The organism is Alphaproteobacteria bacterium (genome assembly GCA_020638555.1).
Classification (GTDB): Bacteria; Pseudomonadota; Alphaproteobacteria; order Bin95; family Bin95; genus JACKII01.
Map to the genome: position 1 here is coordinate 921127 of JACKII010000002.1, position 16423 is coordinate 937549.

The 16423-nt window shown below is 67.3% G+C and carries 14 protein-coding genes; 8 read left to right on the forward strand and 6 right to left on the reverse strand.

What is annotated here, in order from left to right; genetic code table 11:
• Positions 1 to 201: 201 nt before the first annotated feature.
• Positions 202 to 1977 (forward strand): amidohydrolase family protein, encoded by a 1776-nt coding sequence (locus H6844_10150; GenBank protein MCB9929760.1) that lies wholly within the window; start codon positions 202 to 204, stop codon positions 1975 to 1977.
• A gap of 249 nt (positions 1978 to 2226) precedes the next feature.
• Positions 2227 to 4002 (forward strand): amidohydrolase family protein, encoded by a 1776-nt coding sequence (locus H6844_10155; protein ID MCB9929761.1) that lies wholly within the window; start codon positions 2227 to 2229, stop codon positions 4000 to 4002.
• Between the two features lie 195 nt (positions 4003 to 4197).
• Here the strand turns inward: H6844_10155 and H6844_10160 are convergent, their stop codons facing one another.
• On the reverse strand, positions 4198 to 4755 hold the full coding sequence (locus H6844_10160; protein MCB9929762.1) for a hypothetical protein: 558 nt from the start codon (positions 4753 to 4755) through the stop codon (positions 4198 to 4200).
• A 210-nt stretch (positions 4756 to 4965) separates the two neighbouring features.
• On the opposite strand from H6844_10160, the gene H6844_10165 reads away from it, so the two are divergent.
• Both H6844_10165 and H6844_10170 read left to right on the forward strand, forming a co-directional pair.
• On the forward strand, positions 4966 to 6114 hold the full coding sequence (locus H6844_10165; protein ID MCB9929763.1) for an LLM class flavin-dependent oxidoreductase: 1149 nt from the start codon (positions 4966 to 4968) through the stop codon (positions 6112 to 6114).
• 322 nt (positions 6115 to 6436) lie between these two features.
• Entirely contained in the window at positions 6437 to 8479 is a 2043-nt protein-coding gene (locus H6844_10170; protein ID MCB9929764.1) for a molybdopterin oxidoreductase family protein, read from the forward strand.
• Between the two features lie 259 nt (positions 8480 to 8738).
• Here the strand turns inward: H6844_10170 and H6844_10175 are convergent, their stop codons facing one another.
• Positions 8739 to 8987 (reverse strand): hypothetical protein, encoded by a 249-nt coding sequence (locus tag H6844_10175; protein MCB9929765.1) that lies wholly within the window; start codon positions 8985 to 8987, stop codon positions 8739 to 8741.
• Positions 8988 to 9056: 69 nt separating this feature from the next.
• Entirely contained in the window at positions 9057 to 9545 is a 489-nt protein-coding gene (locus H6844_10180; protein MCB9929766.1) for a hypothetical protein, read from the reverse strand.
• A gap of 193 nt (positions 9546 to 9738) precedes the next feature.
• Here H6844_10180 and rpmJ point away from each other — a divergent pair, with 193 nt between their 5' ends.
• The 3 genes from rpmJ to glcE all read left to right on the forward strand — a co-directional run bounded on the left by rpmJ (position 9739) and on the right by glcE (position 12822).
• A complete protein-coding gene (gene rpmJ, locus H6844_10185) occupies positions 9739 to 9864 on the forward strand; it encodes a 50S ribosomal protein L36 (GenBank protein MCB9929767.1) in 126 nt (41 codons plus the stop codon).
• Between the two features lie 263 nt (positions 9865 to 10127).
• Entirely contained in the window at positions 10128 to 11618 is a 1491-nt protein-coding gene (locus H6844_10190) for an FAD-binding protein (protein ID MCB9929768.1), read from the forward strand.
• A 16-nt stretch (positions 11619 to 11634) separates the two neighbouring features.
• Positions 11635 to 12822, forward strand: a complete 1188-nt coding sequence (gene glcE, locus H6844_10195; GenBank protein MCB9929769.1) for a glycolate oxidase subunit GlcE — start codon at positions 11635 to 11637, stop codon at positions 12820 to 12822.
• 35 nt (positions 12823 to 12857) lie between these two features.
• Here the strand turns inward: glcE and H6844_10200 are convergent, their stop codons facing one another.
• Complete coding sequence (locus H6844_10200; GenBank protein ID MCB9929770.1) at positions 12858 to 13169, reverse strand: hypothetical protein; 312 nt, start codon at positions 13167 to 13169, stop codon at positions 12858 to 12860.
• 545 nt (positions 13170 to 13714) lie between these two features.
• Between H6844_10200 and H6844_10205 the strand changes: the two genes are divergently transcribed.
• Positions 13715 to 15103 (forward strand): amidase, encoded by a 1389-nt coding sequence (locus tag H6844_10205; GenBank protein MCB9929771.1) that lies wholly within the window; start codon positions 13715 to 13717, stop codon positions 15101 to 15103.
• Between the two features lie 143 nt (positions 15104 to 15246).
• Here the strand turns inward: H6844_10205 and H6844_10210 are convergent, their stop codons facing one another.
• Together H6844_10210 and H6844_10215 are read right to left on the reverse strand one after the other, a co-directional pair.
• On the reverse strand, positions 15247 to 15825 hold the full coding sequence (locus H6844_10210) for an aldehyde dehydrogenase (protein MCB9929772.1): 579 nt from the start codon (positions 15823 to 15825) through the stop codon (positions 15247 to 15249).
• A gap of 5 nt (positions 15826 to 15830) precedes the next feature.
• Positions 15831 to 16346, reverse strand: a complete 516-nt coding sequence (locus H6844_10215) for a phosphonopyruvate decarboxylase (GenBank protein MCB9929773.1) — start codon at positions 16344 to 16346, stop codon at positions 15831 to 15833.
• Positions 16347 to 16423: the final 77 nt, after the last annotated feature.

Sequence of the window (16423 nt, forward strand, 5' to 3'; positions counted from 1 at the left end):
GCGGCAAAGACCATGGGTCCGCAGTGCCATGCGACCGCCTTGCCGCGGCACCGCCCCCGCGCTCCAACAGCGGTTTAGGCGCCTATAACCCGGGTTTAGGTGGATGATTGCATGGATTTGTCAGACCGTTCGGCAATTTCCCCGTAGCGTCTTTGCAACTTTCGCATTATTCTTCTCGCCAACTTGGATAGGAGGTATTTCATGGCCCACGAGTATGATCTGATCGTGCGCAACGGCACGGTGGTGGATGGCACGGGTGCCGAGCCGTTCGCCGCCGACGTCGCCGTCAAGGACGGCAGGATCGCCGCCGTCGCCGCCAATCTCTCCGGCACGGCCGCGAAGGAGATCGACGCGAAGGGCAAGCTGGTCACCCCCGGCTTCGTCGACATCCACACCCATTACGACGCCCAGGCGGTGTGGGACTCGCATCTGGCCCCGTCGTCCCTGCACGGCGTCACCACCGTGGTCATGGGCAATTGCGGCGTCGGCTTCGCCCCCTGCCGCCCCGAGGACCGGGAAAAGCTGATCGAGCTGATGGAAGGCGTGGAGGATATCCCCGGCGCCGTCATGCACGAGGGCCTGGAGTGGAAGTGGGAGAGCTTCCCCGAATATCTCGACGCGATCGAGGCCAAGCCGCACGACGTCGACATCTGCGCCCTGGTTCCGCACTCGGCGATCCGCGTCAACGTGATGGGCGACCGCGCCACCGCGTTCGAGCCCGCCACCGCCGACGATATCGCCAAGATGCGCGCCCTGACGGCCGAGGCGGTGAAGGCCGGCGCCTTCGGTGTCTCCACCAGCCGCACCACCAGCCACAAGACGCTGGCCGGCGAGTATATCCCGACGCTGCGCGTCTATGAGGACGAGCTGATGGGCCTGGCCGAGGGTCTGAACGACGCCGGCAGCGGCTTCCTGGAGGCGGTCAGCGACTGGATCACCGACGCCACCCCCAACACCCAGAATGCGGAGCCCGACCCGGTCGAGGCGTTCGGCATCCTGAAGCGCGTCGCCCAGAAGAGCGGTCGGCCGATGGTTTATACCCTGGCCCAGCGCAACAGCATCCCGCACGTCTTCCGCGACCTGCTGGAGATGAACCGCAAGGCCTATGAGGACGAGGGCGTCAACATCCGCCCGGTGTTCCCGCCGCGCGCCATCGGCATTCTTTTGGGCCTTCAGGCGAGCCAGACCCCCTTCAGCGGCTGCCCCACCTTCAAGACCCTGAACCACCTGCCGCTGGCGGAGAAGGTCGCGAAGCTGCGCGACCCGGCGATCCGCGCCAAAATCCTGTCGGAGGACCCGGTGAAGGAAAGCACCTTCCCGCTGATCCACCGCATGAGCTACGGCTACATGTTCCCGTTCGGCAACAAGGACTACCAGCCGCAGCAGGACCAGAGCGCCGAGGCCGTCGCCAAGCGCACCGGCCGCAGCGCGCCGGAAGTGGCCTATGACTGGCTGCTGGAGAATGACGGCAAGAACTTCATCTACATGCCGATCACCAACTATTCCGACTTCTCGCTGTCGGCGTCCGAGAAGCTCCTGGGCGAGAAGATGGCGATCATGGGCCTCGGCGACGGCGGTGCCCATATGGGCTTCATCCTCGACGCCGGCTTCCCGACCTGGCTCTTGACCCATTGGGGCAAGTCCAGCGGCAAGTTCGCCATGCCGGAACTGGTGCGCCGCCTGACCAGCGACACCGCGGGCGCCGCCGGCCTCGGTGACCGTGGCGCGATCCGGGTCGGCCTGAAGGCGGACCTGAACGTGATCGACTGGGAGTCGCTCGACTTCGAAGCGCCCTATGTGGTGCAGGACCTGCCGGCCGGCGGCAAGCGCCTGATGCAGGGCGCGAGCGGCTATGCCTGCACCATCGTCTCGGGCGAGGTGACCCACGAGAACGGCCAGCCCACCGGCGCGCTGCCGGGCCGTCTGGTCCGCGGCCAGCGCCCGGCGCCGGAGCCGCTGGCGATGGCGGCCGAATAGGGCGCCGCCAAACGGTGAACGAGAGCGCCCCGGATCGGCCGATCCGGGGCGTTTTCTCTTTCGGTAACACATTCTATTATTTTCAATACTGTAGACAGGTATCATCGGCCCCGGATGCTTCACATTCCCCTTTCTCCCGCGCAGGCGGGAGCCCACGCCTGAGACTTTCCCACAGGGCCGGGAATTTGTGATCGCCGCTCCGGTACGGGCCTGCGGGTCCGGTCGGTCCCAATGTGAACGGAGGAAGCCATGGCCCAGCACTACGACCTGATCGTCCGCAACGGCACCGTTGTCGACGGCACCGGCGCGGAACCCTATGCGGCCGATGTCGCGATCACGGATGGCAGGATTGCCGCCATCGCCCCGGACCTTTCCGGCACCGCGACCCGGGAGATCGACGCGGCCGGCAAGCTGGTCACGCCCGGCTTCGTCGACATCCACACCCATTACGACGCCCAGGCGGTGTGGGACTCGCATCTGGCCCCGTCCTCCCTGCACGGCGTCACCACGGTGGTCATGGGCAATTGCGGCGTCGGCTTCGCCCCCTGTCGCCCGCAAGACCGCGAAAAAATGATCGAACTCATGGAGGGCGTCGAGGACATTCCCGGCGCCGTCATGCACGAGGGCCTGGAATGGTCCTGGGAGACCTTCCCCGAATATCTGGACGCCATCGCCGCCCGGCCGCGTGACGTCGACGTTTGTGCGCTGGTGCCCCATGCCGCGCTCAGGGTCTATGTCATGGGCGACCGCGCCGTTGCCTTCGAGCCCGCCAACGACGACGACATTGCCCAGATGCGCGCCCTGACCGCCGAGGCGGTGAAGGCCGGCGCGTTCGGCGTTTCCACCAGCCGGGCGCTGTTCCATAAGACCGTGGCCGGCGCCTATATCCCGACCATGCGCGCGCCCGTCGACGAGTTCGTCGGCATCGCAAATGGCCTGAAGGATGCGGGCAGCGGTTTTATCGAGGCGATCACCGATTGGATCACCGATCCCCGCCGCGACCCGCAGAATGCCCCGTCGGACCCGGCCGGCGCGTTCGACGTGTTGAAGCGGGTCGCCAGGGAGTCGGGCCGGCCGCTGGTCTATTCCATGGTGCAGATCAACAGCCAGCCGAACCTCTATGCCGACGTGCTGGCGATGAATCGCAAGGCCAATGCGGAGGAAGGGGTGAATATCCGCCCGGTGTTCCCGCCGCGGGCCGTCGGCTTCCTGCTGGGGTTGCAGGCGACGCAGACGCCGTTCAGCGGTTGCCCCACCTTCAAGGCGCTGAACCATTTGCCGCTGGCGGAGAAGGTCGCGAAGCTCCGCGACCCGGCCATCCGCGCCAGGATCCTCGCCGAAGACCCGGTGAAGGAGAGCACGTTCACGCTGATCCACCTGCTCAGCTACAAATGGATGTTCCCGTTCCGGGACAAGGACTACCAGCCGAAGGCGCACGAAAGCGCCGCCGCGGTGGCCGCGCGCGAGGGGCGCACGCCGCAGGAGGTCGTCTATGACTGGCTGTTGGAAAATGACGGCCGGAATTTCGTCTACATGCCGGCCGCCAACTATGTCGGCCACTCGTTCTCGGCCTCGGAAGAGATGCTGGGCGATGACATGGCAATCATGGGCCTCGGCGACGGCGGCGCCCATGTCGGCTTCATCCTGGATGCCGGCTTCCCGACCTGGCTCCTGACCCACTGGGGCAAGGCCGAGGGCAAATTCCCGATGCCGGAACTGGTTCGCCGCCTGACCAGCGACACCGCCGACGCCGCCGGGCTCGGCGACCGGGGCCGCGTCCGCATCGGCCTGAAGGCGGATCTGAACGTGATCGACTGGGAGGCCCTCGACTTCGAAACGCCCTATGTGGTGCAGGACCTGCCGGCCGGCGGCAAGCGCCTGATGCAGGGCGCGAGCGGCTACGCCTACACCATCGTTGCGGGTGAGGTCACGCACGAGAACGGCCAGCCCACCGGCGCGCTGCCGGGACGCTTGGTGCGCGGCCAGCGCCCGGCGCCGGCCCATCGCGCGGTGGCGGCGGAATAGGGCCACGCGCGCGCATCGCATGGGGCCGCGCCGCCGGTTCGCACCGTGAGCATCCCGGCCACCGCGGAGCGGTGCGCCGGGCCCGGCCAGAAAAAAGCCGCCCGCACCAACCGGTGCGAGCGGCATTTCAATCGTCAAAACAGAATCTGACCCGCGCCTTTCAGGCATTGGCGCGGTTGGAGGACTTCGGCCGGATCACTCCGGCGTGTAGTGCGAGATCTTCGAGCCCTCGAAGCTGACGCCCGCGAACAGGCCGCTATTGCCGAAGATGAAGCCGATGATCGGCGCCTGCGCCGTCTTGGTGGTGACGTCGCCGCCGGTGCCGGCGTTGATCACCGCAATCGAGCCGTCCACGCCCGCTTCCCAGTTATCGCTGTTCTGGAATTTCTTCAGGGACTCGTCGGTCATGAACATGATGACCTCGGACCGTTCCTCGATGCCGGCCTGCAGGCCGATGGAGCCGGAATTGGTTTGGTAATACGCGACCTTCTTGCCGTTGATCATCAGCGAGCCGAGCCCGCGCGAGCCGCCGATGATCAGGCCGCCCTTGACCACCTTGCCGAAGACCAGAATGCCCTTCGCCTGCGGCGCCAGCGCCTTGGCGGTGCCGTTGATCTCATAGAGTTTGGTGAGCGCGGCGTTGACCTCGGCGTCGATCTGCTGGGCCGATTTCGCATAGGCGCCCGTCGGCGCCAGCCAGACGCATAGCAGCAGCGCCAGCGCGGGCTTCCAAAGGGAACGGGGGAATTGCATGGCATAAGCCTCTTGCCGTTGTTCGGACCGACCGGTCTGGACCCGATCGCCCTCTATGTAGGCAGCCGGTCTGAATCCGCTACGGATTTCTGGCAAGATCGCGCCGTGTGGGGCGCGTGCTGAGGGGGAGGCGGCTGCCCAATGGCCTTGCCCCTCTGGCCGCTCTCCGTCATCCTAGGCCTTAAGTACAAGGCCAAAGGAGACACCCCCATGGAAGTTGGCATTTCCCTCAACATCTTGCAGCAGCAGGGCCGTTCCGACGCGGCGGTGATGCGCGACCACATGGCGATGGGCGACCTGGCCGAGCCGCTGGGCCTCGACTCGATCTTCGCGCTGGAACACCATTTCACCGGCTACTCGATGAGCCCGCAGCCGACGCAGTTGCTGGCCTATTTCGCCGGCCGCACCCGGCGGGTGAAGCTGGGCACCGCGGTGATCGTGCTGCCCTGGCACGATCCGGTGCGCGTCGCCGAGATGATCGCCCAGCTCGACATCATGTGCGGCGGCCGCTGTCTGTTCGGCTTCGGCCGCGGCGCCGGCCGCACCGAGTACGAGGGCTTCCGCATCGATATGGGCGAAGCGCGGCCCCGCTTCGTCGAGGCGGCGGAGATCGTCATGAAGGCGCTGCGGGAGGAGACGTTCTCGCATGACGGCGAATTCTACAAGATCCCGGAAATGTCGATCCGCCCGCGCCCGATCTCCCGGCCGGAGGAGCGGTTCTACGCCTCGTCCGTCAGCCCGGAATCGGCGGAAGTGATCGCCAAAATGGGCCTCGGCATGCTCGTCATCATGCAGAACGAATGGGCCAAGTGCGCCGAGGACGTGATCAAGTTCCACGAGATGACCGTGAAGGCCGGTCACAAGCCGCGCCCGCCGATCATCTCCACCAACATCGCCTGCGCCGAAAGCCGGGACGAGGCGGTGGAACTCGGCCAGCAATATCTGGGCAACAAATGGGATTCAATCGAGGCCCACTACAAGTTCTCCGACGGCGGCCTCGCCAACGTGAAGGGCTATGAATCCTACGGCAAGATGGCCAAGACCTATACCAAGATGAAGGACCCGGGCTTCCGCTCCAAGGCGAACGAGTTCTACGTCTCGATCCAGGTGGTCGGCACGCCGAAGGATTGTCTGGAGCAGATCGCCGAACTGCGCCGCCTGACCGGGACCGAGCATCTGGTCGGCGAATACTCGTTCGGCGGCATGCCGCACGAGCGGGCGGAGCAGAATCTGCGTCTGTTCGCCCAGAAATGCGTGCCGATCCTCCAGACCGACGAGTCCTTCTGCAAGCCGATCACGCCGGCCGGCATCAGCGCCGACTTCAAGGAAAAGCACGAAGACGTGTTCGCCCCGGCCTGAGGGGCGGGGCCTGCCGCTCTCGCGTACGCCATCAGCGGCGGTGTTCGAAGCGTGACATCGGCCCCGGACGGCGGCTCTGTCGCCTCCGGGGTGCACCGCCCCAAAGGCGTACATGGTCCGTACGTGGCGATCGTGTATCCCGGAAGCCGCGGAGCGGCTATCCGGGACCGGTTGCTTTCGCGAACACCGCCCCGGTCCGTGTTCGAAGGACGACGCCGGCCCAGGCTCGGCGCTCCGCACCGTCCGGGGATCATCGCTCCGGTTGTGGCCAGCGCCGCGCCAATGGGCTAGTTTGGCGGGCCGCCTCGAAGGAGCTTCCGCCATGGCCGCCCCCCGGACCCTGCCCAGCGTCTGCCCGCTCGACTGCCCCGACACCTGCAGCCTCGCCGCCGAGGTCGCGGACGGCCGTCTGGTCAAGGTGCGCGGCTCCAAGGCCAACCCCTACACCGCCGGCGTGATCTGCAACAAGGTCGCCCGCCACTACCCGGATTTCGTCCATGGCGCGGCGCGCCTGACCCATCCGTTGCAGCGCACCGGCCCGCGCGGCTCCGGCCTGTTCGAGCGCATTTCGTGGGGCGACGCCCTGGACCGCATCCACGCCGGCTTCTCCCGCGCCATGGCCGAGCACGGCCCCCAGTCGGTGCTGCCGTTCAACTATGCCGGCCCCCATGGCGAACTGGCCGGCGGCAGCATGGATCGCCGCTTCTTCCACCGCCTCGGCGCCTCCTTCCTGTCGCGCGGCCCGCTTTGCGGCCTGGTGCGCGGCGCGGCTTACGCCAGCCTCTACGGCACCGCCCCCGGCATGCCGCCGGAGCAGTTGCGCCATTCGGACCTGATCGTGGTCTGGGGCAACAATGTCACCGTCTCCAACCTGCACCTGATGCGGGCGATCAACGCGGCCCGGCAGGCGAACGGCGCGAAGCTGGTGGTGATCGACCCGAAGCGCACCAAGGTCGCCGAGCAGGCGGACCTGCACATCGCCATCCATCCCGGCACCGACGTCGTCCTCGCCCTGGGCCTGGCGGCGGAACTGGAGCGGCGGGGCGCGCACGACCGCGCCTTTATCGACCGCTGGGTCGAGGGCTATGACGCCTACATGGCCGAAGCCCGCAAGGTCACGCGCGCGCAGGTGTTCGCCACCTGCCGCATTGCCCCCGAGCAGTTCGACGCGCTCGCTGGCCTCTATTGCACGCGCAAGACCATTGGCGTCTCCGTCGGCAACGGCATCGAGCGCGGCGCGTCGGGTGGCTCCGGCATTCGGGCGGCCATGGCCTTGCAGGCGCTGACCGGCCAGCACGGCCGCAAGGGCGCCGGCGTGTTCGCCAAGCCCGGCAACAGCTTTCCCAAGACCACCGCCCGCCTGCAACGCCCGGACCTGGCCCCGGCCGGCACCCGTACCATCAACATCGTCGATGTCGGTCGCCTGCTGCAGGACCAGTCGGGCGACCCGCCGATCCGCGCGCTGATGATCTACAACCACAACCCGGTCGCCACCCACCCGGACCAGAATTTGATGCGCCGGGCGCTGGCGCGCGAGGACGTGTTCGTTTGCGGCGCCGACGTGGTGATGACCGACAGCATGGCCTATTGCGACGTGGTGCTGCCGGCGGCGAGCCATTTCGAGTTCGCCGACATCTACGGCGCCTACGGCCAGCAATATCTGCAACGGGCCGAGCCGGTGATCCCTTGCGTCGGCGAGAGCCTGCCCAACACCGAGATTTTCCGCCGTCTGGCCGCCCGCTTCGGCTTCAACGAGCCGCTGTTCCGCGCCACCGACGCGGAGCTGATGGACGATGCCTTCGCCGACGCCGATCCGCGCCTGGAAGGCTTCAAGCCGAGCGCAGTGCCGCTCGACCGGGCCATCGCCATGACCGCCCCCGGCGGCCGGGATTTGATTCTTTGCGACACGCTCCCGCCCGGCACGGCATCGGGCAGGATCACGCTGTTCAACCGGGATCTGGAGGACCGGTTCGGCTTCGGCCTGCCGCGCTACGCGCCGCCGCCGCAGGACCGTCCGCTGGTGCTGATTTCGCCCTCGTCCGACAAGCGCACCAACGCCACGTTCGGCGCCAGCGCCGCCTCGGACGGCCTCGAACGGTTGGAGATCAACCCCGCCGACGCGGCCGCCCGCGGCATTGCCGACGGCCAGACCGTGCGCCTCTACAACGCCCGCGGCGAGGTGCATCTGCGGGCGCGGGTGACGGATGCGGTGCGGCCGGGCGTGGTCTATTCGCCGAAGGGCACCTGGCTTCGCACCAGCCCCACGGGCCAGACGGTCAACGCCCTGCTGCCCTCGGACGTGCGCACCGATATCGAGGACGGCGCCTGCTACAACGAGACCTTCTGCGACCTGGAGCCGGCATAAAGCTGGCACGGTTTGCGTCCGCACCGGCCCCGCCGGTGTTCGCTCACGGCCACCGATCCCGGACGCCCGCTCCGCAGGCTCCGGGACACATCCCGGTGCGATGTTCCCCGGCCGCCCGCGGAGCGGTGAGCCGGGGCCGGTGTCCTCCATCGAGCACCGGCCCCGCCCGTGTTCGCCCGTGCCCCCCGATCCCGGATGCCCGCTCCGCAGGCTCCGGGACACGGTCTCCGGGACACGGTCTCCGGGACGCAGGCGACCCTTACTTCTTCAACTGATAGTCTTTCGGCGTCTCGCGGATGCGGAACTCGAACGGCTCGCCCCACTCGGTGGGGAAGTCGATCAGCGCGCCCGCCTCGTCGCATTCGGCGACCAGACGCAGGGCGGCCCGCAGCACGGCGGTTTGCCCTTCGGTATCGTCCGGGCGCCCGAACGGGTTGCCCATCGGATGGTTCACGAACAGGGAGCGCGGCGGCTTTACCAGCGCTGTCAGATCGCGCCCGGTGGACACGCAGACGGTCGGGATACCGGCGGCTTCAACAACTCGACAGACCAGACCCACGGTTTGGTGATCGAGCGGTCAAGCCGGGACCGCGACAAAGACATCGACGCCGTCGGCCTTCAAGGCCAGGGCCAGCGCTGGCCCATACTCTTCCAGCACGGCACGGCGCTTGTAGATGCGGCCCATGAAGCCGCTCCAGAAGCGCGGCGCCACCGCACCGATCTCGCCGGCGTCGGCCATCGCGCGCAGGCGGTCGATCGGGAAGACGCAGTTCAGGTCGGCGTCGGCGTCGGAATGGTCGTAATAGCTGTCATGGATCTGGAACCCAGCCGAATCGGCATCCGCCGGCACCTGGTCCAGGCGGAAGTCGTTGCGGGCATCGGGGTCCCAGGCGGGCATGGAGCATTGCGAGACGCCACCGCTTGTCAGCAGGCTGACGGTGCATTCCGTCAGCGGCTTGGCAAGCGGGGTCAGGGGGGCGTCGTCGTAGCGGCTCCAATCGTAAGCGGGAAAGCCCATGGCGCCGTATTTCTCGGCCAGGGCATCCACATAACGGATCGGGTCCATTCGGGCAGGGTCTCCTCGTGGCGGGTTTCGGCGCGGCCCGCATGGCCGCGACTTGCCGCAAACGCTAGCGTATTTCGGGGCTCGAGGGCAATTATACGCTGGCGCCCGGCCTTGACTTTGGCGGGCTCTCCGGCGTATAAGCCGCGCTCCGTTATTCATTCCAAGCAGACGACAGCCGACGAAGGCCGGACCGATGAAGATTGTCAACTCTCTGAAAACCCTGAAGAACCGCCACAAGGATTGCCGCCTGGTGCGTCGCCGTGGCCGGGTCTATGTGATCAACAAGACCGTGCGCAAGTTCAAGGCACGCCAGGGCTGAGAGCCGCCGCGTTCCGGCCCCGCCCCGCCCCGTGGCATGGCGGGCCGGATTGTTCAGAAATGGTAAGATTGGTTCAGGCCGTCCCATCGGGCGGCTTAACGCATTGATTTTGTGCGGTTGGGTTCGCTTCGAGCCTCGCATGTGTGAACAGCGAGGCTGAGGGACGGCCGTTTCCGCAGGATGCGAACCGCTCTGGCCTTGCCGGGGCCAGTGCGGCTAAGGTGCGGCGGACCAACCGCCCCGTCCACGCCGGAGCCCACCCGATGCTGCGCATGCCCGAGCCCGACGCCGCCGTCCTCGCCCGCCGCGAGCGGATCGCCGCCGACCTGCGCGCCATGCTGCCGGGCGAAAGCGTCATCACCGCGGAACACGAGCGCCGCGTCTACGAATCGGACGGCCTCACCGCCTACCGCCAGCTGCCCATGATCGTCGTCCTGCCGGAGACGACGGCACAGGTGTCGCGGGTGCTGAAATACTGCCACGACAACAAGGTCCGCATCGTGCCCCGCGGTGCCGGCACCTCGCTGTCCGGCGGCGCGCTGCCGCTGGAGGATGGCATTACCCTCGGCCTCGGCAAGTTCAAGCAGGTGCTGGAGATCGACCTGCCGAACCGCTGCGCCGTGGTGCAGCCGGGCGTCACCAATCTGGGCGTGACCCAGGCGGTGCAGCATCTGGGCTTCTACTATGCGCCCGACCCGTCCAGCCAGATCGCCTGTACCATCGGCGGCAATGTCGCCGAGAATTCGGGCGGCGTGCACTGCCTGAAATACGGCACCACAACCAACAACATTCTGGGCCTGGAAATGGTGCTGATGGATGGCGAGGTCATCCGCGTCGGCGGCAAGCATCTGGATTCGGAACTCTATGACCTGATGGGCATTATCTGCGGTTCCGAGGGGCTGCTGGGGGTCATCACCGAGGTGACGGTGCGCATCCTGCCAAAGCCGGCCACCGCCCGCGCCCTGCTGATCGGCTTCCCCTCGAACGAGAGTGCCGGCGACTGCGTCGCCCGAATCATCGGCGCCGGCGTCATTCCGGGCGGCATGGAGATGATGGACCGCCCCGCCATCCACGCCGCCGAGGCCTTTGTCCATGCCGGCTACCCGCTGGATGTGGAGGCGCTGCTGATCGTCGAACTCGACGGCCCCAAGGCCGAGGTTGACGAACTGATCGAGCGCGTTCGCATCATTGCCGAGGGCGCCGGCTCGGTCTCGCTCCGCATCTCCAATTCCGAGGCCGAGCGCGAGGCGTTCTGGGCCGGGCGCAAGGCGGCCTTCCCGGCGGTGGGGCGCATCTCGCCCGACTATTACTGCATGGACGGCACCATCCCCCGCGCCGCCCTGCCGCGGGTGCTGACCCGCATGGCGGAACTGTCCGAGCATTACGGCCTGCGCGTCGCCAACGTCTTCCACGCCGGCGACGGCAATCTGCACCCGCTGATTCTCTACGATGCCAACCAGCCCGGTGAGTTGGAGAAGGCCGAGGATTTCGGCGCCGACATCCTGCGCCTGTGCGTCGAGGTCGGCGGCGTGCTCACCGGCGAGCACGGCGTCGGCGTCGAGAAGCGTGACCTGATGCCGGCCATGTTCAGCGAGGACGACCTCAAGCACCAGCAGCGCCTGAAATGCGCCTTCGACCCGGAGCAATTGCTGAACCCCGGCAAGGTGTTCCCGACCCTGCACCGCTGCGCCGAACTCGGGCGCATGCATATCCGGGCCGGCCAGATGCCGTTCCCCGACCTGCCGCGCTTCTGAGGGGCCACCGTCCGCGATGACCACCGACCTCCGCCCCGCCGACACCGCGATGCTGCGCGACATGGTCGCCATGCTGGCCGACCGCAAGGTCGCGACCGAGATCGTCGGCGCCGGCACCAAGCGCGCCATCGGCCGCCCCACCAACGCCGAATACCGGCTCGACCTGTCGAAACTCGCCGGGATTCGCGACTACGAGCCGAACGAACTGGTGTTGACCTGCGGCGCGGCCACGCCGCTCTGGGTGCTGGAAAATGCGCTGGAGAGCAACCGGCAGCAACTGGCCTTCGAACCGCCGGACTATGGGCCGTTGCTGGGCCTCCCGGCCGGGCGGGGCACGATCGGCGGCGTGCTGTCGGCGAATCTCTCCGGCCCGCGCCGGTTCAAGGCGGGCGCGGCGCGTGACCATTTCCTCGGCGTCGAGGCGGTCAGCGGCCGCGGCGAGAGTTTCAAGGCCGGTGGCAAGGTGGTCAAGAACGTGACCGGTTACGACCTCTGCAAGCTGCTGGCGGGCTCCTGGGGCACGGTTGCGCTGCTGGGCGAGGTCACTGTCAAGGTTCTGCCCGCGCCGGAGGACACACAGACCCTGGTGCTGCGCGGCCAGCCGGTCGAGGATGCGGTGGCCGCCATGACGCTCGCCCTGCAAAGCCCGCACGAAATCTCCGGCGCTGCCTGGTTGCCGGAGTCCGGCGAGACCCTGCTGCGCATCGAGGGCTTCCCCGAATCCGTGAAGGCCCGCCTCGCGGCGACCCGGGCGCTGTTGGCCGGGAAGGGCAGGGAGCAATCGGTGCTGGATGCGGGCGAAGGCTCGGCGCGATGGCAGGCGATCCGGGACGTGTCCCCCTTGCAGTTGCCGGCGGACCGGCCGGTCTGGCGCCTGTCCCTGCCCCCGGCCAGCGCGCCGGCGGTCTGGCGGGAATTGGTCGGTGCGGTGGGGCTGGCCGGCTATCTCGACTGGGGCGGTGGCCTGCTCTGGCTGGCCGTGGATCCCAATCTGGCGGATGGCGGTGCCGCGGCCATTCGCCAGGCCGTGGCCGCCAATGGCGGCGGCCACGCGACGCTGATCCGCGGCAGCGCCGGACTGCGCTCCGGGATTTCGGTGTTTCCGCCACTGAGCGCCGGGCTGACCGCGCTGCAACAGCGGATCAAAACGAATTTCGACCCCCACGATATTCTCAATCGTGGGAGGTTCGCAGGTTCACTTTAAGGGAATTGAAGGGGGCTGCCGTAGAGCCGGTCGGCTCAGGCGGATTCTCCGCCGTCCGCAGCCCAGACGCGGCGGGTCACGATGGGTGCGTCTTCCGCGTCGATCGTCGCCAGCAGAACATTGTCCATGCGCTTGATCGCGGCCAGTGCCTGGGAGGCAACCGGCATGCCGTCGAAGAAGTCCACCATGGCCATCAGCGCCCGCCGACAGGAGTCGACCGTCGCGGCATCGCCTTCACGCGCAGCCGTCAAACCGGTGCGGCTGTGAGTCCAAAACGCGTATAGCTGGGCCTCATCGTCCCCGCTCTCGCAGGCGTACCGAAAATTCTCGGGCCGAAACTCTAGCATCGGATTTGTTCCTTTCACGCTCTACCGACCCCAACGGACTTGCCAATTGCACATGGCCTGGCGCGCATTGAAAAAGGCTGTTCCCAACAGCCATCTTTCAGATGGTGCCGGTATACTGGATTTCCGCGGAATTGCAAGAGTTTGTTCGTACTAACCTTCTCTGCGGGCAGAATAATATAGCCTCAAATTGCGCAAACAACTCGCATGAGACCGCAATAATAGCCAGTATCGTTCGGGCGAATGCAAAAAATCCGAGATGGAATTTCAGGAAAATTGCAAATTTGTGAATGCGATCATTTCTCTCCGTTAAATGCGTGCATACACCTGAAAGGACTGAGGAATATCTCCTGTCACAGGGTGTTCCGCCAATGTTGTTCAATTTATGGTAATAGGAATCGGCGTCCGTCCGGATTGCGTCGTTTTGTGCCACAATTCCAATGACAAGCCCGAGGCGGATTGCCACTGGCCGATCCGGGTGCCCATCATCGACCGGTTGTGAGTGCAACCCTATAGTTTTGGCTCCCAGCCCGCCATGGAGCCGTATCATGCATGCATTTCAATCCCTCGCCGCGCTTTCCGCCGCGGTCGAGGCCGGTGATCTGACCCCGCGCGAGATTGTCGACGCCTATCTGGAGCGGATAGCGCGGTACGATCAGAAATTGCATGCCTTCGTATCGGTCTATGCCGACGAAGCCCGCGCGGCGGCCGATGCCGCGGGCGAGGCGATCCGGTCCGGCCACCGCATCGGGCCGCTGCACGGCCTGCCGATCGCCCTGAAGGATCTGGTCGACCTGGAAGGGCGCATCACCACCGGCGGCTCCGCGGTCTGGCGCGAGCGCGTGTCGCCGGCCACCGCGGTGCTGGCGGACCGGCTGATCGCCGCGGGCATGATCGTCATCGGCAAGACCCATACGGTCGAGTTCGCCATGGGCGGCTGGGGCACCAACGAACACATGGGCACGCCCTGGAACCCCTGGGACGACGCGGTGCAGCGCATTCCGGGCGGCTCGTCCGCGGGGTCGGGGGTGAGTGTCGGGGCCGGGCTCGCGCCGTCGGCCATCGGCACAGACACGGGCGGCTCGGTGCGGTTGCCGGCGGCGTTCTGCGGCCATGTGGGGTTGAAGGTCACCATCGGCCGCATTCCCACCCTGGGGGTGTTGCCGCTCAGCCACACGCTGGACACGCCGGGGCCGATGACCCGCACGGTCGAGGACGCGGCGCTGCTCTATCGCGTCTTGCAAGGGCCGGATGCCCGCGAGCCACGCACCCAGGGTCTCGCCTACGAGGACCCGATGCCGACGCTGAAGCGCGGCGTTGCCGGCCTGCGCCTGGCCGCGATGCCGAGCGTGGACCGGATGATCTGCGATGCCGAGGTGCTGGCGGCCTATGACGCCTCGCTGGAGACGTTCCGCCAGCTCGGCGCCACGGTGGAGCAGGTGGCTCTACCCTATCGGTTGATGGATCTGGGCATGGCGCTGGGGCGGATCATCGGCGGCGACGGCTATTACCATGTCGGCGCGCTGGTCGACGATCTGAGCCTGCCGATCGATCCGGCGGTGCGGCCGCGCATCTGGATCGGCAAGGATATGCCGGCGACCGAGTATATCGCGGCGCTCGACGAGCAGCAGCGGATCAAGCGGGAATTTGCCGAGACTCTGGCCGGCTATGACGCACTGTTGACGCCGACCACGGCGACGGCGGCGATTCCGGTCGCGGCCGTGGACCAGATGAACACGCCGGCGGTGCTGACCCGCTTCGTCAACCTGATCGAGGGCTGCGCCTGCGTGCTGCCGAACGGCTTCACGGGTGAGGGGTTGCCGACCTCGCTCCAGATCGTCTGTCCAGGCGAGCGGGAGGCGATGGCGCTGCGCATCGGCCATGCGTTCGAGGCGGCGACCGACTTCGGCGGCCGGGTACCGCCGACCGTCGCTTAGTCGCCCGAGAGCCGATGGTCCCCGGAGGCGGCAGAGCCGCTGTCCGGGGCCGGCATCGATGTGCGAACACCGCCGGCGCCGGTGTTCGCGATGGCAACCGGTCCCGGCCCGGCGCTTCGCACCGGCCGGGACACACCGGGCCCTCAGATTTTGCCGAGCACCGCCTGGCGGAAGCGGGTTTTCAGGAAGGCGCCGTCTTTCGGCGGCAGCACCATTTCCTGGCTGGCATGATCGACCTTGAAGGTGACCAGCACCGGACCCTGGGCCTCGCGGCAGAGGCGCACGCCCTCGGCCACGTCGGCCGCGTCGGTCACCAGCTTCGTCGCCGCGAAGCCGGCGGCGGCGGCCATGCCGGTCAGGTCGGTGCCGCGGCCGGTGGCGGTTTGCTGCTGGCCGGTCTCGCCATAGCGCTCGTTGTCAAGGACGGCGACGGCGAGGTTCGGCAGCCCCTCGGCGGCGGCCGCGGCGAGCGCGCCCAGGCCCATCAGCAATTCACCGTCGCCGGTGACCACCAGCACGCGCTTCTCCGGCTGGGCGACCGCCAGGCCCATGCCGACGGGCAGCGCGCCGCCCATGGCGCCCCAAAGATAGAAGGTGCGCGGGTCGTCGCCCGCGGCGAAGCAATCGTACGTGGCCTGGCCCAGGCCGGTGACGACCAGCAGGTCCTCGCCCCGGTCGGCCAGCAGTTTCGCGACCAGGTCGCGGCGGTTCAGAGCAGCCATGGGTCTCAGTCCTCCGCAAAGATCTTGGCGCCGATCAGCCGCTGGCCCAGCAGCACGGCGACGGCGGAATTGGTGTAATAGGCAAAGCGCAGCGCGGTGGCGACGGTCTCTTTCACGTCCTCGGCCCGGTCGCAGCGATAGCAGATCACGCCGGCCACCTCGAAATGCTGTTGCGTGGTCTGGCCCATGGGCACCTGCCAGGTGTTCCACTCGCCCCACTCGCCGCGCATGGTGACGAGGGTGACCAGCGGGAACTGGCAGTTTTTCACCAGGCTCAGCATGTTGATCGTGTTGCCGACGCCGGAGGACTGCATCAGCAGCACGCCCTTGTCGCCGCCGAGCCAGGCGCCGGCCAGCAGGGCCACGCCGTCCTCTTCGGTGGTCAGCGACAGGGCGTGCATGTTGTTCGCCGCGTGGCAGCGGTCGATCAGCCGGGCATGGCCGGCATCGGGCACATAGGCGACCTGGCGCACGCCGGCCTCCTGCAAGCAGTCGAAAATATCGTCGCGCCATTCGCTCATGGGGCAGTCGGTCCTTGGGCAACGGGTCGGGGAGGAAAAATTCGCGGCGGAGATAAGCACCCTGCGGCGCCATCAGG